Annotated in this window: 18 protein-coding genes; 12 read left to right on the top strand and 6 right to left on the bottom strand. The window is 50.0% G+C overall.

Translation table 11 applies throughout. The annotated features are described in order from the left end of the window. Position 1: 1 nt before the first annotated feature. The gene (locus Q1A04_RS07800) at positions 2-784 is read right to left on the bottom strand and encodes an enoyl-CoA hydratase-related protein (protein WP_299703519.1); all 783 of its coding nucleotides are present in this window, start codon (positions 782-784) and stop codon (positions 2-4) included. Between the two features lie 264 nt (positions 785-1,048). On the opposite strand from Q1A04_RS07800, the gene Q1A04_RS07795 reads away from it, so the two are divergent. Together Q1A04_RS07795 and Q1A04_RS07790 are read left to right on the top strand one after the other, a co-directional pair. After that, positions 1,049-1,939 (top strand): DUF3078 domain-containing protein, encoded by an 891-nt coding sequence (locus Q1A04_RS07795; protein ID WP_299703516.1) that lies wholly within the window; start codon positions 1,049-1,051, stop codon positions 1,937-1,939. Between the two features lie 93 nt (positions 1,940-2,032). Beyond that, positions 2,033-2,374, top strand: a complete 342-nt coding sequence (locus Q1A04_RS07790) for a hypothetical protein (RefSeq protein ID WP_299703513.1) — start codon at positions 2,033-2,035, stop codon at positions 2,372-2,374. Between the two features lie 164 nt (positions 2,375-2,538). Here Q1A04_RS07790 and infB read toward each other — a convergent pair whose 3' ends face one another. The 3 genes from infB to Q1A04_RS07775 form a co-directional block, all read right to left on the bottom strand. After that, a complete protein-coding gene (infB, locus tag Q1A04_RS07785) occupies positions 2,539-5,580 on the bottom strand; it encodes a translation initiation factor IF-2 (RefSeq protein WP_299703510.1) in 3,042 nt (1,013 codons plus the stop codon). A 119-nt stretch (positions 5,581-5,699) separates the two neighbouring features. Further along, on the bottom strand, positions 5,700-6,953 hold the full coding sequence (nusA, locus tag Q1A04_RS07780) for a transcription termination factor NusA (RefSeq protein ID WP_299703507.1): 1,254 nt from the start codon (positions 6,951-6,953) through the stop codon (positions 5,700-5,702). A 7-nt stretch (positions 6,954-6,960) separates the two neighbouring features. Then, on the bottom strand, positions 6,961-7,404 hold the full coding sequence (locus Q1A04_RS07775) for a ribosome maturation factor (RefSeq protein ID WP_299703504.1): 444 nt from the start codon (positions 7,402-7,404) through the stop codon (positions 6,961-6,963). 337 nt (positions 7,405-7,741) lie between these two features. Between Q1A04_RS07775 and Q1A04_RS07770 the strand changes: the two genes are divergently transcribed. From Q1A04_RS07770 to Q1A04_RS07760, 3 genes are all read left to right on the top strand, one after another. Next, on the top strand, positions 7,742-8,875 hold the full coding sequence (locus tag Q1A04_RS07770) for an endonuclease/exonuclease/phosphatase family protein (RefSeq protein ID WP_299703501.1): 1,134 nt from the start codon (positions 7,742-7,744) through the stop codon (positions 8,873-8,875). A 116-nt stretch (positions 8,876-8,991) separates the two neighbouring features. Next, the gene (gene cysS, locus Q1A04_RS07765) at positions 8,992-10,485 is read left to right on the top strand and encodes a cysteine--tRNA ligase (protein WP_299703498.1); all 1,494 of its coding nucleotides are present in this window, start codon (positions 8,992-8,994) and stop codon (positions 10,483-10,485) included. Continuing rightward, on the top strand, positions 10,475-11,488 hold the full coding sequence (locus Q1A04_RS07760) for a M28 family peptidase (RefSeq protein ID WP_299703495.1): 1,014 nt from the start codon (positions 10,475-10,477) through the stop codon (positions 11,486-11,488). Before cysS ends, Q1A04_RS07760 begins: the two co-directional genes overlap by 11 nt. A 46-nt stretch (positions 11,489-11,534) precedes the next feature. On the opposite strand, the gene Q1A04_RS07755 is transcribed toward Q1A04_RS07760, so the two are convergent. Next, positions 11,535-12,215: a hypothetical protein gene (locus Q1A04_RS07755; protein WP_299703492.1), complete on the bottom strand. Its 681-nt coding sequence runs from the start codon at positions 12,213-12,215 to the stop codon at positions 11,535-11,537. A gap of 179 nt (positions 12,216-12,394) precedes the next feature. On the opposite strand from Q1A04_RS07755, the gene Q1A04_RS07750 reads away from it, so the two are divergent. The 7 genes from Q1A04_RS07750 (at position 12,395) to Q1A04_RS07720 (ending at position 19,822) form a co-directional block, all read left to right on the top strand. Further along, positions 12,395-13,696, top strand: coding sequence for an amidohydrolase family protein (locus Q1A04_RS07750; RefSeq protein WP_299703489.1), 1,302 nt, complete (start codon positions 12,395-12,397; stop codon positions 13,694-13,696). A gap of 90 nt (positions 13,697-13,786) precedes the next feature. After that, positions 13,787-15,007, top strand: a complete 1,221-nt coding sequence (locus tag Q1A04_RS07745; protein WP_299703486.1) for an amidohydrolase family protein — start codon at positions 13,787-13,789, stop codon at positions 15,005-15,007. A gap of 210 nt (positions 15,008-15,217) precedes the next feature. Next, positions 15,218-16,276, top strand: coding sequence for a class I fructose-bisphosphate aldolase (locus Q1A04_RS07740; RefSeq protein WP_299703483.1), 1,059 nt, complete (start codon positions 15,218-15,220; stop codon positions 16,274-16,276). 173 nt (positions 16,277-16,449) lie between these two features. Continuing rightward, the gene (gene accD / locus Q1A04_RS07735; RefSeq protein ID WP_299703654.1) at positions 16,450-17,349 is read left to right on the top strand and encodes an acetyl-CoA carboxylase, carboxyltransferase subunit beta; all 900 of its coding nucleotides are present in this window, start codon (positions 16,450-16,452) and stop codon (positions 17,347-17,349) included. A 258-nt stretch (positions 17,350-17,607) separates the two neighbouring features. Next, entirely contained in the window at positions 17,608-18,372 is a 765-nt protein-coding gene (locus tag Q1A04_RS07730) for an OmpA family protein (protein WP_299703480.1), read from the top strand. Between the two features lie 322 nt (positions 18,373-18,694). Beyond that, complete coding sequence (locus tag Q1A04_RS07725) at positions 18,695-19,360, top strand: OmpA family protein (RefSeq protein ID WP_299703477.1); 666 nt, start codon at positions 18,695-18,697, stop codon at positions 19,358-19,360. Positions 19,361-19,423: 63 nt separating this feature from the next. Then, positions 19,424-19,822 carry a hypothetical protein gene (locus tag Q1A04_RS07720; protein ID WP_299703474.1) on the top strand — a complete coding sequence of 133 codons (399 nt, stop codon included), beginning with the start codon at positions 19,424-19,426 and terminating at the stop codon, positions 19,820-19,822. Here Q1A04_RS07720 and Q1A04_RS07715 read toward each other — a convergent pair. Next, positions 19,819-20,481 carry a DUF2238 domain-containing protein gene (locus Q1A04_RS07715; RefSeq protein ID WP_299703471.1) on the bottom strand — a complete coding sequence of 221 codons (663 nt, stop codon included), beginning with the start codon at positions 20,479-20,481 and terminating at the stop codon, positions 19,819-19,821. The two genes, Q1A04_RS07720 and Q1A04_RS07715, sit on opposite strands and share 4 nt — an antisense overlap. Between the last annotated feature and the right edge of the window lie 56 nt (positions 20,482-20,537).

Here is a 20,537-nt window from a genome sequence, read left to right as displayed (position 1 = left end):
ATTAAGCGCCTTTGAATGCAGGCTTGCGCTTCTCTAGAAATGCGTTGGTGCCTTCTACAAAATCCTGTGAAGAGCAGCAGCGAGCAAAGGAGTTCGCCTCCGTCTGGTAGCCGTCCTCGTCTTTGTCATACACGGCGTTCACGCAATCGATCACCAAGCCAATCGCCAGTGGGGCTTTGGATAGGATCTTGTTCATGATCTCCATTGACTTTCGCATTAACTCCACGGCAGGCACTACGTGGTTTACCAGACCTAGGGCCTTCGCCTCACCGGCACCAATCATGTCAGCCGTCATCATCAGTTCCATGGCCTTTCCTTTGCCGATCAATTGCGTCAGGCGCTGTGTGCCACCGTAACCCGGTATAAGCCCGAGGTTCACTTCCGGCTGACCGAAGCGTGCGCCTTCGCTGGCTACACGCATATGGCAAGCCATGGCCAGTTCGCAACCGCCTCCTAATGCGAAGCCGTTCACGGCTGCAAGCACTGGCTTGGTGCAACGCTCAATCATGCTGAAAACCTCCTGTCCGCGCTCTGCAAAACTGCGGGCGTTCACCTCACTTAGCTCTGCGATCTCCGAGATGTCTGCACCAGCCACAAAAGCTTTGTCGCCTGCGCCCGTGAAAATGGCACCACGAACTGCGGGATCGTCATAGACTTGCTGTATAGCGGCTTTGATCTCCTTTATGGTATCGATGTTTAGTGCATTGAGCTTATCAGCACGGTTAATGGTAATAACAAGGATTCCATTCTCGAGTTGCAGCAGCAGATTTTCGAATATTGACATAGTTTATTGAGCTCTTTGTAAACGTACATTTTCAGCAGCAAATATAAGCTTGATTTAGTTAAATCCCTAAAGTGCAATCCAGCAGTGGTCCTGTTCAATCTCTTAGGCTGCTCCCGTATTACATCTGCCTTGCGTCAGTGTTTTGCTATATTTGCGGTTTATTTAGGGATTTTAACTTACACATACCTTATTTTCATGTTCATTGCTTTCTTACGCTTCTCGTTAGTCTCTTTTCTTATCCTGAAATTTAGCCTTCTTACCGCTATGGCCCAAGATACATTAGTAGACACGGTGGCTGTACGCAATATCTGGGACTTTGGAGGTACAGGCACGGTTAATTTCAGTCAAGTAAGCCTCAATAATTGGGCTGCTGGCGGACAAAACTCACTGTCCGCCTTAGGCATTCTGAATCTGTACGGAAACTACAAGCAGGGCAAAAACACTTGGAACAACACACTAGACTTGACTTATGGAAGTGTGAAACTACAGGGGCAGCGCTTGCGGAAAAGTGATGACCGCTTGGAGCTGAACCTGAAGTATGGTCGGCAGGCGTCCAGTAAGTGGTTTTATACCGGACAGCTTAACACCCGCACTCAGCTTACCCCAACCTACACACCCACCCGCGACTCCATACTCTCTAATTTTATGTCGCCGGCTTTTATCCTCGCCTCTCTGGGCATGGACTATAAGCCTAACCCGAAACTTTCCGTGTTTATTTCCCCTTTCACGGGCAAGTTCACAGCCGTTTTGGATCAAGCTATGGCTGACCAAGGGGCCTTTGGCGTGCGCCGAGCTGAGCGGGATGGCGAGGGAAATCTGATCCGGGGAACCGGGGAGCGCCTGCGTGAGGAGTTTGGCGGCTTTGTCAACGTACGCTTCAGGCATGAGATCTTCAAAAATGTTACCCTACAGTCGAAAGCGGATTTGTTCTCCAATTACCTAAAGAATCCCCAGAATGTAGACTTGAACTGGGAGAACTTGGTGGACTTTAAAGTGAACAAATTCGTGTCGGCCAGCATATTTGTGCATATGATCTACGACGATGATATTCTGATTGACGTGGACCGCAGTGGTGATGGTACTATGGATGGAAAAGGCCCCCGCTTGCAGTTGAAGGAAACACTGGGAATAGGACTTTCTTATAAATTTGAGTAGTAAACTTTTGGACTGAATTTCTTGTTATTCGCTAAAAATGTATACTTTAGTGACCGATGTACGTTGTATAGATACATCAATTAAACTGGATTCATGAAGAAAATCATATCAGCTATATTTTGCCTCGGTTTTATCCTGTTTATTTCAGATGCCATGGCACAGACCTCTAGTTCGAGTTCTACGCTGAACGCAGGTAAAGATGAATATTGGGGAACAACCAGAGCGCAGGAAAAAGGAAGCACAACTGATGCAGTAGGTGCTCGTGCTTCTGGCTTGGATACACGTTGGAATGCCTATGAGAATACCAATCGCAGCCGCTTCACAAAAGACCGTGTCAAGGGCAGCAAGCGTATGCAGGCTATCCTGAAGAAAGAAAAGCAAATGCATAAAAAGCACAAGCGCGATAAACGCCGGTTAGCCCGTATGTCACTTTAATTGTATTAGCTCTAGCTAGATACAAACACAAAGCCTCGTCTAATTCACTAGACGGGGCTTTGTGTTTAAGGACCTCTAAATTTGCTACATCATGTCCGCATACATAAAACAACAAATGCCCTCGCTTTCGCAAGGGCATTTGTTGTTTTATGTAGCCGCAACCGTTACAGTTTACGCTTCACTTCTTTCTCTTCGTATGCTTCAATGATATCGCCTATCTCGATCTCGTTGTATCCTTTCAGACTGATACCACACTCGTAGCCCTGTCTCACTTCAGACACATCGTCTTTGAAGCGTTTAAGAGCCAGAATTGAACCATCATGCACCACGATACCGTCACGCACCAAGCGTACTCTAGAGTTACGCTGGATATTGCCGTCTGTTACCATACAGCCTGCAATGGTACCCACTTTTGATATCCTGAACACATCGCGTACTTCGGCGTTGCCTATGATCTCCTCCTTCATGGTAGGGGCAAGCATACCTTCCATCGCATCCTTCACCTCGTTGATGGCGTCGTAGATGATAGAGTACAGGCGTACGTCAATCTGCTCTTGCTCTGCCAGTTTACGCGCATTCTGCGATGGGCGTACTTGGAAGCCGATGATAATGGCATCCGAAGCCGAAGCTAGCAGTACGTCTGATTCAGAGATAGCACCTACACCTTTGCTGATGATGTTTACCTGCACCTCGGCTGTAGAAAGCTTTAGCAAGGAGTCAGAAAGTGCCTCTACGGAACCGTCCACGTCACCTTTCACAATAACGTTAAGCTCCTTGAACGTACCGATTGCCAAACGACGGCCGATTTCATCCAGTGTAATATGCTTACGGGTGCGCAGGCTTTGCTCACGCTGTACCTGTGCGCGGTTCGTTGCAATCTCACGGGCTTCGCGCTCAGATTCCATCACTTGGAATTTATCGCCCGCCTGTGGTGCTCCGTCAAGACCGAGCAACTGCACCGGAGTAGATGGGCCTGACTCTTTCATTTTGCGGCCACGGTGGTCGGTCATGGCTTTTACTCTACCGTAGTGAGAGCCTGCCAATACCACGTCACCGATTTTAAGTGTACCCGTTTGCACCAGTACAGTGGCTACGTAGCCACGGCCTTTGTCAAGAGACGCTTCGATTACGGTACCTACCGCGTTTCTGTCTGGGTTGGCCTTCAATTCTAGGAGTTCTGCTTCGAGCAATACTTTCTCCAACAGGTCATTCACACCGAGACCAGTTTTGGCAGATACTTCCTGCGACTGATACTTACCACCCCATTCTTCAACCAGAATATTCATCTGGGCGAGTTCTTCGCGAACCTTGTCCGGGTTGGCAGTAGGCTTGTCTATTTTGTTCAGGGCGATGATGATTGGAACACCAGCTGCCTGTGCGTGGTTAATCGCTTCTTTTGTCTGTGGCATCACCGAGTCGTCGGCTGCTACCACGATAATTACAACGTCTGTTACTTTTGCACCACGAGCACGCATGGCCGTAAAGGCTTCGTGACCCGGCGTATCGAGGAAAGTAACGGTACGGCCGCTTTCGGTTTTTACCTTGTAGGCACCGATGTGCTGCGTAATACCACCGGCCTCGCCGGCTGTTACGTTTGCATCGCGTATGTAGTCCAGAAGAGAGGTTTTACCGTGGTCAACGTGACCCATGATGGTCACGATTGGAGCGCGGTCCTCTAGGTCTGCCTCGTTTTCTTCAACTGTTTCTTCGAGTGCCTGCTCTTCTTCCGTTGTAATGAACTCTACGGTATAGCCAAACTCATCTGCGATAACAGTGATGGCTTCGGCGTCGAGGCGTTGGTTGATGGATACGAACATACCCAGCTGCATACACACCTTAATCACCTCGTTCACGCTTACGTTCATAAGAGAAGCCAAGTCATTGGCTGATACGAACTCCGTTACACGCAGTGTCTTAGACTCTGCCTGCTCCATCAGACGACGCTCTTCGGTTGCGTCTGCTATAGCGGAACGTTTCTCACGACGGTATTTGGCACGGTTTCCACCGCCACCTTTGCCGCCACTGAGTTTAGCCAGCGTAGCCTTAATCTGCTCTTGGATTTCCTTGTCGGTAACCTCTGCTTTCTCAACGCGTGGAGCATGCTGTCCACCACGGCCGCCACGGCCACCCGGTCCACCACCCGGACGAGGACCGCCACCTGGACGGTTGCCATGCTGTTGTGCTGGTTGGTGAGGGCGGTTGGCCTGTTGTTGGTCCTGAGCAGTCTGCTCTGGGCTGGCCACAATAATGCGCTTGCGCTTTTTCTTCTTACCGGCCTTCCTGTCATCGGAAGACGCTACCGGCTTAGTGCCTTTTCTACGGGAGCTGTCTGGCAGTTCAATCTTGCCAAGCACCGTAAGGCCTTTCAGCTGGTCGGCTTTTGCTGTAATTGTTTCTATTTGTTCTGGTCCTTTTTCTGCAGGAGTAGGTGTTTCCGGGTTTTCCGGGGCCTTTGGTGCCGCTGCTTGCGCAGGAGCTTTATCTGTTTGTACTGGTTTTTGTTCCGCAGCTGGGGCAGGAGGCGTTGCCGGTTGCTGTGGTGTTTCTGCTTTAGGGCTTTCTACCTTAGGAGTCTCAGTCTTCGGAGTTTCAGCCTTAGGGGCCGCTGGAGCTTCTTGAACAGGAGCTGGAGCGGCTGGTTTTTCAGCAGGTTTTTCTTCTTTAGGAGGCATTGCAGCAGGCTGTTCAGGCGCTTTCGCTTCTGGGGCTTTTGGTGTCTCAGCTGCAGGCGCCTTTTGCTCTTCAGCCTTCGGTGCCGCCTTAGGTACTGGTCGGCCTTTCGAGTCGAGCTCTATCTTGCCCAGCACTTTGATGCCCGGAAGTTTTGACTCAACAGGAGCCGGCTCTGGCATTGTTGGCGCCTTTGGTTTAGCCTCAGCGGCTTCGCCTTTCGGCTGGTGCACGCTCTTGATCAGGATTTCCTGCTCAGGGTCTGTTGTTTTCTTTGGCTCATGATGCGGCTCCGATTCCACAATTTGGTTGCCTTGTGGTTTCTTTCCGATGTTGAGCTCTTCTGCCTCTATCTTATCCTGCATAGAAGAGGCGAATTCCTTAGCCAGCATACTGAACTGCTCTGCCGTGATTTTGGTAGTGGGTTTGTTTTCCACGTCAAAGCCTTTAGCAGAGAGGTAATCCACAATGGTAGCTGTACCAATGTTTAAAGTAGTTGCAACCTGTTTGAGCCTCCTGATTTTGTCTTCTGCCATGTTCTAATATGCTGTCTTTATTATTCTTTTAATATGGTAATAGTCTCCTCGCTGAGGTACGGAATAGAGCCCCGTCCGTAATTTCCTTCAAAATTATAGGAACGGAGCGCAACTCACAACTATTGATTGTCTTCTTCTTCCAACTCTTCGCGCAGAATAGAGAGAACGCTTTCAATCGTCTCCTCTTCAAGTTCTGTTCTGCGAAGCAAGTCTTCCTTAGAAATCGCCAGCACGCTCTTGGCTGTGTCCAGACCGATGCGGCGCAATTCTGCGATCACCCAGTCTTCGATCTCGTCGGTGAATTCCTCTAGGCTGATGTCTTCTTCGTATACCTCGGACTCGCGGAATACGTCGATTTCCATGTCAACCAGTTTGCTGGCCAGTTTAATGTTCTGACCGCCTTTACCGATCGCAAGCGATACTTGGTCCGGCTTCAGGAACACGGATACTCTGCCATTCTCATTGTCTATCTTCATGCTGGTGATCTTAGCAGGGCTAAGCGCACGCTGAATGTATAGCTCTAGGTTATCGGTGTAGTTAATCACGTCAATGTTCTCGTTCTCCAGCTCGCGCACGATGCTGTGTATACGAGAACCTTTCATGCCCACACAGGCGCCTACTGGGTCAATACGGTCGTCAAACGATTCTACGGCTACTTTGGCACGCTCGCCGGGTTCACGCACAATTTTTTTGATCGCAATCAATCCATCGTAAATCTCCGGCACCTCGTTCTCAAACAGACGCTCCAAGAACGCTGGAGATGTACGGGAAAGGATGATCTTTGGGTTACCGTTTACGATCTCAACACGCTGTACCACAGCACGCACCACATCGCCTTTGCGGTAGCGGTCTTTCGGGATCTGCTCTCCTTTCGGTATAAGCAGTTCGTTTTCTTCTTGGTCAAGCAATAACACCTCACGGTTCCATACCTGATATACCTCACCAGAGATAATCTCGCCCACAAGGTCCTTGTACTTCTGGAACAGCAGTTCCTTCTCCATATCCTTGATGCGCTGGATCAGGGTCTGGCGAGCGGTCAATACGGCACGGCGACCGAAGTCCTCCAACTGGATTTCCTCCGATACTTCTTCGCCCACCTCAAAGTCAGGCTCTATTTTCTGTGCCTCCGATAAGGCAATCTTATCATGATCCCAGATGTCCTCCGAGTTGTCGTCCACGATTTCGCGGTTACGCCAGATCTCGAGGTCACCTTTCTCCACGTTCAGGATGATGTCAAAGTTCTCGTCGGTACCCCACTTTTTGCGGATCATGGTACGGAACACATCCTCGAGGATGCGCATCATAGTCGGGCGGTCTATGTTCTTGAATTTCGCAAATTCAGCGAACGACTCGATTAGAACTGAACTGTTCATTATCTTTTTATTTAAATGATATTACAACATTTGCTTTTACAATATCCCCGAAAGGTATTTGCACAGGCTCATACGTTGCCTTCTTGCCTTTTTGTTTAATTTCCTCTGTCAGGTTTATACCTGTTTCCGTTACTTCCTCCAGCTTGCCGATCTTTTCGGTGCCGTCCTGCATTTTCAGTTTCAGGTTGCGGCCGATATTGCGCTTGAACTGCTGCGGTTGCGTAAGCGGGAAATCCACGCCCGGTGAACTCACCTCCAGCACGTAAGACACTTCCTCGCCATACATTTCAGCAATGCCTGCATTAACGCGACGGCTGATCTTTGCACATTGATCGATGGTGATGCCTTGTTCGCCATCAGCCAGCACCGTTATTTTCGGGCGCACAGCTGAATCAGATACCGCCACATCCACGATGAACAGGTCATTTTCCGGAAGACTAGCTTCCGCCATTGCGCGAATACTTTGTGCCGTTATTGCCATATTCAAATTTAAGAAAATAAAGAAGGGGACCTCGCGTCCCCTCATCTCCCTGGAAATAATGTCACAAATTTACTATAAAAACATTATATAAACAACAATATGTGTTTAAGAGCGATGTAAATATATAGTTTCAGGAGAATTCGAGTAGCATTTGCGCAGCAATAGCAGGGTACTGGAGGGGTGTCGCATCTGTAACAAGCTCGGGGTTGTCAAAAGTTCTGCTTTTGAGCGGAATCAATACATACAGGAAAGATATTCTATGTGATGGCGTGATAATCCTACACGCATAATTTGTAAGTTTGCCACCGTGGCAGGTACATTCAAAAAAATACGCCGAAGGGTCTGGCTGATTCTGAACATACTGGTGGTGCTTTGGCTGCTGCTGGGTGTGCTAAGCATGCGCGTTCCTCCCTATGAGTTTTGGCCAGCGGGCTTTATGGCCTTTTCCCTTCCGGGTGCCTTGGTGCTCAACTTTCTTTTTTTTATTTACTGGCTTTTTAAGCGCTCATGGTATGTTTTTCTACCGCTCGCCGTCATCGGTTTGGGTTGGAACCACTATGGTCGGCTCATGTCTATTAGCTGGGAAAAGGAACTGCCGCAGGGAGCCAAAACACTGGAGGTGCTAAGCTTTAATGTGCATGTGTTTAACGCCTACGATAAGATAGTGGAAGGCGTGCCGCGCGTGTCGGAAGAAATGGTCGACTGGGTAGCTACGCATCCAGCCGATGTGTTCTGTCTGCAGGAGTTTTACAGCCGTGTCAACTCAGCAGAATTCAATAACTTTAATCGAATCGGGAAAAGGTATAACCGACATGTTTTCTCCTCAACTTATAGGAGTGATCGCATTGTATCTGACGTTGGTGTGGTGATATTTTCCAAGTATCCGATTGTAAGTGGGAATACGATTCACTTTTCAAACACGTCGAAACGCAGCGCTAACCGTGCCGCTTGGGTTGACTTAAACGTGAATGGTGACACGGTTAGGGTATACGCGGTGCACATGCAGTCCATGAGTATCAAAGCGGAGGATATCGAAAACACGTACTCGGCCATTGGGGACGAGGAGAGCTTCAAGAAGGAGAGTCGCAACTTAGCTCGTCGTTTGCGCATGGGTTTTAAGTCAAGAGCGGTGCAGGTGCAGGAGCTGATCGATCATGTGGAAAGCTCTCCCTACCCGGTAATCCTAACGGGCGATTTTAATGACATTCCTTTCAGCTATACCTATAGCCAATTAGTGGGCAAGATGAAAAATTCCTTTGAGGAGGCAGGAACAGGAGTTGGTGCCACTTACAACGGGCCGTTGCCTTTTCTGCGTATTGATAATCAGTTTTACAGCGAGGGGCTTGAAGCGCACAGTTTCAGAACCCACCATGAGATGCCGCTGTCAGACCACTTCCCTATATCCGCTACTTACATCATCAAGTCAAAGGAGGAAGAGTAGGCCGGGGAAGGGATATTTTTTTAGCTTTGAAGATTGATTTGCCTCAGCGGAGGCGTCATTAATTTATCATGTATAAAATGGAGAGCGCTTTTAGGCGTTCTTTGCATAGCCAAACCATGCAACATAAACTGAACCTGTATAACACGCTTACGCGCAAAAAAGAATTGTTCGAACCGCTGCATGCTCCCTTTGTGGGGATGTATGTCTGCGGTCCGACAGTATACGGTGAGCCGCACTTAGGCCATGCCCGCAGCGCCGTGACGTTTGACGTGCTGTACCGCTACCTCAAGTATTTGGGTTACAAAGTGCGTTACGTACGCAACATCACAGACGTAGGTCATCTGGAGAACGACGCTGACGAAGGAGAAGATAAAATCCAGAAGAGAGCCAAGCTAGAACACCTCGAACCGATGGAGGTGGTGCAGCACTACACCAATGTCTATCAAAAGGACATGGCCACACTTAATGTGAAGTCTCCGGATATTGAGCCACGGGCTTCCGGTCACATCATCGAGCAGATCCAGATGATACAGGAGATACTCGAGAACGGCATGGCTTACGAAGTGAACGGATCGGTATACTTTGACGTGCCGGCCTACCACAAAAACAACAACTACGGCAAACTGTCGGGGCGCATTATCGAGGACCTGTTGAGCAATACCCGCGACACAGAGGGGCAGGGCGAAAAGCGTTCGCCGCTGGATTTCGCGCTCTGGAAAAAAGCATCGCCACAGCACATCATGCGTTGGCCTTCGCCGTGGAGCGACGGCTTCCCGGGCTGGCACCTCGAGTGCTCGGCCATGAGCCGCAAGTACCTCGGTGAGACTTTTGATATACACGGTGGCGGACTCGACCTGATGTTCCCGCACCACGAGTGCGAGATCGCGCAGAGCCAAGCCAGCCACAGCCACAGCGATGCGGCCCGCTACTGGGTTCATAACAACATGATCACGGTGAACGGCCAGAAGATGGGCAAATCACTGGGCAATTTCATCAACCTGAGCGAGCTTTTCAGCGGCAATCATAAGATGCTGGAGCAAGCTTACAGCCCGATGACCATCCGCTTCTTCATTCTGCAGGCACACTACCGCAGTACCCTCGATTTTAGCAACGAGGCACTGCAGGCTGCACAGAAAGGGTATAGAAAACTGATGAACGGATTGCGTGTGCTCGACAAAATGGCCTATCCGGAAGATGTCGAAATCACACCGGATGAGAAACTGAACGAAGAGCTGCTGAAACTGACCGAAGACTGTTTCCGGGGTATGAATGATGACCTGAACACAGCGCGTACCATTGCCTCATTGTTCAACCTGCTCAAAAAGATTAACAGCCTATACCTTGGACAGTTGCAGATGGGTTCGCTTACCCGTGGCACTTTCGACCATATGCGCACCACCTATACCGAGTTGGTGACAGATGTGCTGGGGCTGAAAGAGGAACCAGCCGGCGACATGGAGGAAATGCTGGAGCTGGTGCTCGGGTTTTACAAAGAAGCCAAGGAGACCAAGGCTTATGACAAGGTGGATGCCATCCGTGCTGACTTGAAAAGACAAGGCATCGTGATCAAGGATCTGAAAACCGGAATTGACTGGGCTTATGAAGAATAATATGAAGTTTTTGGCCATGCTGCTGCTCAGTGCTTTAAGCCTTAACAGCTGCGATTCATCCGAACGAAATGGTAGCAGCGAAACTGTAACCGCCGTGGAAGAAGAGGAGGCCACTGTGAAGGCGCCTGAGTTCAATGCTGACTCTGCTTACTATTTTATAGAGCGACAGGTGGCTTTTGGGCCGCGGGTGCCTAACACGGCAGAACATTACAAAACCGGAGAGTGGCTGATCGAGACGTTGCGCTCTTATGGGGCTGAGGTACAGGTGCAGAGTTTTCAGATGCGGGCCTTCGATGGCAAGATGCTCAACCTGCGCAACATCATCGCTAGCATTAATCCGAATGCGACCAAGCGCGTGATGCTGGCGGCCCATTGGGATACCCGCCCCTTTGCCGATAAAGACGATGAGAACCAGAACAAACCGATTGATGGTGCCAACGACGGTGGCAGTGGAGTAGGCGTGCTGCTCGAAATAGCGCGTGTCATTCAGGCGACGGAGCAGAAGCCGGGTATAGGTGTGGATATCGTGTTATTTGACGGCGAGGACTACGGGCAGCCTGACGAAAGCGAGTACCCTTACCAAAACGACACTTGGTGCTTGGGTTCTCAGTATTGGAGTAAGAATAAGCATGTGGCTAACTACAAACCGCAGTATGGCATTCTGCTTGACATGGTGGGCGCCGAAAATGCCAAGTTTGCCCGCGAGGGTACCTCCATGCAGTATGCCCGCAACATCGTGGACAAGGTATGGCGCGCCGGCAACAAGATCGGTTATTCAGACTACTTCAAGTATGTCAATGCCCCCGCCATTACGGATGACCACTACTATGTAAACACGGTCGCCGGTATCCGCATGATCGATATCATCGAGTATAACATGGCCGATCCGGATGACTATTTCGGCCCGTATCACCACCGTCATACCGACACCATGGACATTATCAGCAAAAACACGTTGAAAGCAGTGGGGCAGACCGTACTGCACGTGCTTTACAACGAGTAGGATATACCTGAAGAAAGCAAAAAGGCGCTCCTTGGAGCGCCTTTTTTTATTGTCGTGCCTGAGCGGGCAGCACGTTGTCTTCTGTCATTTTCTGCACCGTTATCTCCGCAAACTTGGCTGCAGCCCTGCGCAGGCTGCTTGGACTGTACGACTTGGATTGGGCTGACCATACTAGCTGTTCAGAGTTCGTATCATACAGATTGGTTTCAAGATAGTATATCTTTTCCTCGGTATAGTAGCCCGGCTGGTAGAGGGTAGGGTACCAGAAATTATAATAACCCCTAAAGTTGCCATACCACCCAAAGCGTGTCATGGGGCGGTAACCCATGTTGCCGGGCACATAGCGGGTTTCCGTCTGCTCATCCACCAAAGCGGCTGTTAGGATAGCATCATGCCCGTTTTCTTTAATGCGATCTAGCAGCAGGTTCACATCGGGCCCAGTTTTGGACGCGGCGGACGGTGGGAACAGGTCGATGCTACGGGTGGCCTCAATGCCGCGAAGCCGCAACTGTGCCTGCAGGTCATCCTCCACCTCTTGCCGGGCCAGTACATTATCCGTAAGTGCTGCCACTACAATGCGTTGATAATTTTGAGCGGCTATCTCCGGGCTTTTCCAAGAGCCTAGAATTTGTGTGGATGAAGCGCAGCCGGAGAGGACTATGCTCAGCACCATGATTGCCGCCAAGTTCATGATGCTAGTCTGAGCCTTAGAAAGTGTTATTCTCATCGCTATAACTTTTTGTATATTCTTTATAACGGTTTTAGAGGGTATAGGATGTGGCAAAAGGCAACGGAGGTTTGGCAAAGCCTATTTAGCAATATTTAAATTCAATTCTTTTATTTTGAAGCTCAAACTCTTTAAGTTAAGGGATTAATCTACGCTTCACCTATACCTTAATTCAATTCATGAAGATCAAATCCAAGTTTTGGGTAACGCTGGGGCTCGCTTCGCTGGTAAGTGCCATGCCAGCCTTGGCGCAGGACCAGCCGCATGTGTTCACAGGTGCCCGGATAGTACCGATCACCGGCTCGCCCATTGAGAACGGCGTACTGGTTGTGCAGCACGGAAAAATAACAGCCATCGGCACTGCAGGTCAAGTCAACATACCGGTAGGCGCTGTAACGTTTGATGTGACCGGCAAAGTCGTGATGCCGGGCCTCGTGGATTCGCACTCACACTTGGGCGAAGGCTCGGGCGGCGACGCCTCGGCGGCACTGCATCCGGATGTGCGTATCATCGACGGCATCAACCCGATTAGCGATTCCTTTAAGCGGGCCTTGGCGGGAGGCATTACCACGGTGAACGTGATGCCGGGATCCGGACACCTGATGAGTGGGCAGACGGTATACTTAAAAATGCGGGAGGGCAAAACCATTGGTGACCTCACATTTTGTGATGATGTTCAGAGTGGGATTTGCGGCGGTATGAAAATGGCCAACGGCACCAACCCGATGAAGGCCGCACCATTCCCGGGGACGCGAGCCAAGTCGGCAGCGATGGCGAGACAGTTGTTTCTAGACGCGCAGGCTTACAACAATAAAATAATGGCGGCAAAAGGGAAAGAGAAGAAAATGCCCGAGCGCAAGCCTCACCTCGAGCCGCTCGTGGAGATTCTGGACGGCAAAAGGGTGGTGCATTTCCATACGCACCGCTACGATGATATCCTGACGGCAATTCGACTGCAAAAGGAATTCGGCTTTAAGATGGTGCTGCACCACGTGAGCGAAGCGTGGAAAGCCGCCGATGAAATCGCCAAGTCAGGTATACCAGCCTCTATCCTGACGCTAGATTCGCCGGGAGGCAAGACGGAGGCCGTGGAGTTGAGCAACGGCAACGGCGCGGCACTGGAAAAGGCCGGCGCTATCGTGGGCTTTCATACAGACGACGGCATCACGGACTCAAGGCTTTTCTTCCGGAATGCTGCCTTCGCAGTGCGCGCAGGTATGAGCACCGAAAAAGCGCTGGAGGGACTGACCATTGTGGGCGCCAGAATGCTGGAACTGCAGGACAGGTTAGGCTCTCTGGAAATAGGCAAAGACGCCGATTTCGTGGTGCTCTCAGGGGAGCCTTTCAGCGTGTACACGCGGGTAGAGCAGACGTGGGTAGAAGGCTTGAAACGCTTCGACTTGGCTAACCCAGATGATAAAAAGTTTGCCGTGGGCGGCTACAACACCTACGATTCGGAAGTGCACTACCACGCACACTAGGTTAGTTAAAAGTTAAAATTTAAAAGTATAGGGATAGAGGGGAATAGCTATACCTTCTACCTATACCTGTCAAATGTTTTGAGCAGCATCATGAAAAGAAATATAAAACTGGCAGGACTTATACTTGCCGGTACCATATTAGGCCTGAAGCAGGCCGAAGCCCAGATTGCCGTTCGCGGTGAAACGGTTTATACTATGGCAGGCACGCCCATCAAAAACGGACTTGTACTGATAAAGGATGGCAAGATAGAAGCTGTTGGCGCGGCCAATAGCCTGCAAGTGCCCGTTGGGTACAAGAGCTATACCGCCAAAGTCGTTACGCCCGGTTTCGTAGATGCCCGTACCTCTGTTGGGCTAGCCGGCATCTACAACGTGCCCGCCGACCAGCAGCAACTGGAGAAGACAGTGCCGGTGCAGCCTGAACTGCGGGCCTTGGACGCCTACAATCCACAGGAAGAGCTCGTGAAATGGGTACGAGACCACGGCGTGACGACCATCAACACAGGCCATGCGCCGGGTGCTTTGGTAAGCGGACAGACCATGACGATCAAGACGTCGTCAAACATAGCCCAGCACACCTTACTGGATACCACCACAATGATCGCCTTCACGATTGGCGCGACCGTAGGGGATAACTTTAACTCTCCTAAAACATCGGCCAAGGGCGTGGCGATGCTGCGCGCTGAGTTGCAGGCGGCGCAGGAGTATACCCGCAAAATGTCGAACAAGGATGTGAGCAAGAGGCCCGATCGCAACCTGAAATCGGAATATTTGGCTGGAGTGCTGAGTGGCAGGTATAAGGCGGTGGTAACGGCTAACAAAGCCAATGATATCCTGACGGCCTTGCGACTGGCGAAGGAGTTTAATCTCAACATCATATTAGACGGTGCTTCAGAAGCGCACTTGGTGGCAGATGAGATCAAAGCGGCAGGCGTTCCTGTAATCCTTCACCCAACGATGGCGCGTGCTTATGGCGAGAATAAAAACATCTCCTTTGAGACGGCGGCTGTCTTAACCAAAGCAGGTATACCGGTAGCTATACAGAGTGGCTTTGAAGCTTACGTACCCAGAGCGCGGGTAATCCTGTTTGAGGCAGGGGTGGCAGTAGCCAATGGGCTGACAGTAGAACAGGGTTTGGCTACTATTACTACCAATGCCGCCCGCATCATCGGGCAGGAGCAGCGCATCGGGTCGCTTGAGAAAGGAAAGGATGCTGACGTCGTGCTTTTCGACGGAGATCCGTTTGAGTATACCTCTCATGTATGCGCCGTTATTATAGATGGAAAGGTAGTAAGCGAAGAGTGTAAATAAAGGGGAGGTTTCGGGTAACTTTTTGAGTCGGGCATAAGTATTTGCATGCGGCTGAGCGATGTTATTAAACTAACAACAGGCTACGAAAAACGGCTACCCTGCAAATGGGGGTGTTTACCAAATGAATGGTCATAATATGCAAAGTATTTAGCGTTCCATTATATATTTGTTCTACAATTCCATACTTCCCTTTATAAACTATTTAAAAAAATGTCGTACGATAACATCGTTTCCTTACTCGGTTCTGAGGCAGAAAACCTGCTTCAGTATGAAAGTAAAACAATATCCAAAGACCTGATTCACGCCCCGGGTCCTGACTTCGTTGACCGTATTTTCTCCCAGTCAAACCGAAGCCCGCAGGTATTGCGCAGCCTGCAGCAGCTTTTCAACGCGGGCCGTCTGGCTGGCACTGGCTATCTGTCCATCCTGCCTGTTGACCAAGGTATAGAGCACACCGCAGGTGCGTCTTTTGCCCCGAACCCGATTTACTTCGACCCGGAGAACATCATCAAACTAGCGATGGAGGGTGGCTGTAACGCAGTGGCCACAACTTTCGGTAACCTCGCTATGATGTCCAGAAAGTATGCGCACAAGATTCCGTTTGTGGTAAAAATCAATCACAATGAATTGATGACCTACCCGAACAAGTATGACCAGATCATGTTCGGCTCTGTGGATGAGGCTTGGAACTTGGGTGCCACCGCTGTGGGTGCCACCATTTACTTTGGTTCTGAGGAATCTTCCCGCCAAATCATTGAGGTGGCAGAGGCGTTTGAAAGAGCACACCAGTTGGGTATGGCCACGATCCTGTGGTGCTATACCCGCAACAACGCCTTTAAGAAAGACGGCGTGGACTACCACGTAGCCGCTGACCTTACAGCACAGGCCAACCACTTGGGCGTAACAATTCAGGCTGACATCATCAAGCAGAAGCTGCCTGAGAACAACGGCGGCTTCAAAGCGATCGGTTTCGGTAAGACGCATGAGAAAATGTACTCTGAGCTTTCTTCAGACAACCCGATCGACTTGGCCCGCTACCAAGTGGCGAACTGCTACATGGGCCGTGCCGGTCTGATCAATTCTGGTGGTGAGTCTAAAGGTGAGTCGGATCTAGCGGATGCCGTGCGCACAGCCGTAATTAATAAGCGTGCAGGCGGTATGGGCTTGATTTCGGGCCGTAAAGCGTTCCAGAAAGACATGAAAGTTGGTGTGGAATTGCTGAACGCGATACAGGACGTATACCTTGCCAATGATATTACACTTGCGTAATCTGTAGCAGAACTGCTGATTATTAACTAATTTTATGGCCTGCTTTGGCTTTACTCTTTTGTGAGTAATCCGAAGCAGGCTATATTTGTGCCCAAATCTGCCTTGAGTTGGTATGTGACGAGTTTGGCAGAATAACCATTTAATGTGCGGCAAGCACGACCGATACGAATATGATGCCTTGGTTTAAACGAGTAGAGAAAGGAATTATCACGCCGACAGAGGAGAAAAAAGAAACTCCGGATGGTTTGTGGTACAAGTGCCCTGAATGCAAGACGGTTACCAGCATGACGGAGCATCGCAAGCACCTGAACACATGTGTGAAATGCAATCACCACGACCGCATCGGTTCAAAAGAGTATTTTGCCCTCCTGTTCGACGACAATAAGTTTACGGAAATGGATGCGGACATGACCTCCGGCGACCCGCTCAACTTTGTGGACTCCAAGCCATACCCGGAGCGCACGGCAGCCACGCAGCGCAAGACCGGTCTGAAAGACGCGGTGCGCACAGCCTACGGTAAGTCAGGTGGCTCTGACATCACCATCGCCTGTATGGACTTCGCTTACATTGGCGGCTCTATGGGTTCTGTGGTGGGTGAGAAAATCGCCCGTGCTATCGACCATGCCCGCAGAACGCGCACGCCATTCCTAATGATCTCAAAATCGGGTGGTGCCCGTATGATGGAGGCAGGCTTCTCGCTGATGCAGATGGCCAAGACTTCTGCCAAGTTAGCGCTTCTTTCCGAAGAGAAACTGCCTTATATATCATTGCTCACCGACCCAACTACAGGTGGTGTAACGGCGTCATACGCCATGTTGGGCGACTTCAACATTGCCGAGCCGGGTGCCTTGATCGGTTTTGCCGGTCCACGTGTAATCAAAGAGACAATCGGTAAAGACCTGCCGAAAGGATTTCAAAGCGCAGAGTTCGTGCTGGAGCACGGCTTCCTAGACTTCATTGTAGACCGTAAGGAACTGAAGCAGCGACTGAATGATCTGCTGGGTATGCTGGCTGCTCCCTCACCTGAAAACGGAAGCGCCATTAAAACGCGTAAGACAGCAAAGTCGTCTTAAAAATTGCATCAATATGAATCAAAAAAAGCCTGTCACACCAAGATGACAGGCTTTTTTGATGGTATTGGCATCAGATAAAATATTTGCTGATTGCTTTCGAACGAACTTTTTACCGTGAGAGAAGTAATAGTTTGGGTAGAGCACAATATTGTGCCCTTATTTGGCATTAGTATTGCGAAGGCAAAAATGCGGGGCATTTACTCCGCGTTTCTATTTTACTAACAACCAAAAACCAATTTTAAATTTTTATTCGAGACTATGAAACTAGTAAAACTATCGTTGACATCGATGCTAGCCGTAACCATGCTATTCACATCTTGCCAAGGTACGCGTCAGACCACTTCTGGTACAGGCGATACGTCAACCACTACAGGCAATAGAACTGATACCAGCACCACTGGCGAAGAAAAGCAGGGAATGAATAAAACCACAAAAGGTGGTATCATCGGGGCTGGCTCCGGTGCTGTGATCGGTGGTGTGATCGGTAACAGAATGGGTAACACTGCTGCGGGTGCCATTATAGGCGCTGCCGTGGGTGGCGCTACAGGTGCCGTAATCGGACGCCGCATGGACAAGCAGGCCGAAGAGCTTGAGAAGAGCATGGAGAATGCCAACGTAGAGCGTGTGGGTGAAGCCATTCGCGTGAACTTTGACTCCGGTATCCTGTTCGCTGTGAACTCTGCTGAACTGAGTGCCTCTGCTAAGAAAGACATTGATAAACTGGCTGAGACACTGCAAAAGTACCAAGGTACTAACATCATCATTGAAGGCCACACCGACAACACCGGTAGCCGCCAATTAAACCAAGGGCTGTCAGAGCGCCGTGCGCAGGCGGTTGCCAACTATGCCCGCACCCGTGGCGTGGACGCATCGCGTATGCAGGCAAAAGGCTATGCCTTTGATCAGCCGATCGCGGACAACACTACAGCCGAAGGCCGTCAGCAGAACCGCCGTGTAGAGGTGATTATTATCGCGAGCGATGAAATGAAGAAAGCCGCCGAAAGCGGTGAACTGAAGGAATAATCAGGTATAGAAACCTATGTGCAGAGCGCCTGTCGGATTCATCCGGCAGGCGCTTTTGCTTATGCCGATCTCAAGCACCTGCACAGTGGCTTTACGGTACATAAAAGCATATTTATAGATGAAATTGAATATTCTTTAGCGCATTTGCGTATACAGCTTGTCAGACATAAAACGCTGTCACATAAATTGTAGCGGATCAAAGCAAACAATTTTGTAACAAAGTAGAGTTGCCTCACTATATACTGATAAAACATTTTATTTGATTTTAAGTATTAAGCACTTGATCTGACAACTATAATCTGAAATTTTAAAAACTAGAACTATGAAGCATATTAGAATTTATCTTTTAATGTTTGCCGTGCTCGGCTTCCTTTTCACTTCATGTAATGCCAGCCGTACTGCTAAGGGCGGTGCAATCGGTGCCGGCTCAGGTGCCGTAGTAGGCGGTGTAATTGGTAAAGTGGCCGGAAACACGGCGGCAGGCGCCATTATAGGTGCTGCCGTGGGTGGTACAGCCGGTGCCCTGATCGGACGCCGCATGGACAAGCAGGCCGAAGAGCTGCGCCGTGACCTCGAAAATGCGAAGGTAGAGCGTGTAGGCGAAGGTATCAAAATTACATTTGACTCCGGCATCCTTTTCGATGTGAACTCTTCCGACCTGCGCCCTAATGCACAGTCCGATATTGCGCGTCTGGCAGAGACACTGAAGAAGTACGAAGACACCAACGTGATCATTGAAGGCCATACCGATAACACCGGTAGCCGTGATTTGAACCAGCGCCTGTCTGAACGCCGTGCTGAGTCTGTGGCCAACTACGCTGCTATGCAGGGCGTGTCGCGCAACCGTATTACAACGCAGGGCTGGGCTTTTGACCACCCGGTAGCCGATAACTCAACTGCTGCTGGCCGTCAGGCGAACCGTCGTGTGGAGATCGCTATTTTCGCCAACGAGAAAATGAAGAAAGCCGCCGAGCGAGGCGATTTGTAATTTAAAACCATAAACAGAGAGCCAGCTGTGCCTATTGGGTACAGCTGGCTTTTTTATAGACTTATGAAAAAGATACTATACATAGGGGCCTGCAGCGCCCTAATAGCATTTGGTACCACCGCCTGTGAGCGCATGGACCAAAACACAGAAAATGACTTAGAAGCCAACCAGCCAGTAGAGCAGGTAAAAGAAGAACCCAAGCTGGTAACGGTGCAGGATGCCCTGCGCGAAGATGCCCGCTTGGCTCGCACCATGAGTCTGGAGCAGTTCAGTAAGCACATGAGAGGCCGCCAAGCCTACTACCAGCAGTTTGAGGAAGTGAAGTACGAAGACGACTTCGTGAAAATCAAAATGGAGGATGATGAACTCAAAATTGAGACGACGGAAGGCAAAGCCAAGTTTGACGAGGACGAGTCGAAGATAAAGACGGACTCTTACAAGAAGAAAAGAGAACTGAACTAATAGTTGGCCGGGGCTGGCTTTTCTTGCTTGCGTAGCAGGATGGCCAGCCCAATGGCTATTACTCCCCCAAACAGGGCCATCGCCAAATCCTTTTGCGCATCCCAGATATCGCCCTGCATACCTAAGTAGGCCATTCCCTGTTCATCGCCGTCATACACGAGGTCGGCCACTACCCATTCCACGATCTCATACACCGCGCTCAGCGACATGATAAGCGACAGCACGAGCACGCTACTCAGAAACAAGCTCAGCCTGAAGCCGCGCCTTGCAATCTCATACAGCGGGTAAGAGAGCAATAGCCCAAACCCGAAGTGCACGATCCGGTCGTAGTGGTTGCGCTGGAAGTTAAACTGGCCTTTCATCCATTCCCCGAAAGGGTTGTCGGCGTACTGGTAATAGCTGCCATACACGTGCAGCAGCATAAACAGGAAAATGAGAGTATAGCTGGTGTCGGTAAATCGGAAAATATTATAAAAGGCCGCCAGGATAATGACCATGGAAAGCGTAAGCGAGTTTTCGAGCACCCAGTTGAGCAGGTCAGGCGTAGTGATGCCGGTATACGCCCAGAAAGCTACGAATATGGCTGTGTAGACCATGTGCAGTGGCCTGCGCAGAAATGGCAGTTTGTCTTCGGAGCGGATAGTCATGATAAACGTCATGTGCAATAGGATTAAGTATGCTGTTGCAGCAATAACCTAAAAGTGATACACATGTT

Origin of the sequence: uncultured Pontibacter sp. (assembly GCF_947499215.1) — a bacterium.
Lineage (GTDB): Bacteria > Bacteroidota > Bacteroidia > Cytophagales > Hymenobacteraceae > Pontibacter.
This window is presented reverse-complemented; position numbering and strand designations above follow the sequence as displayed.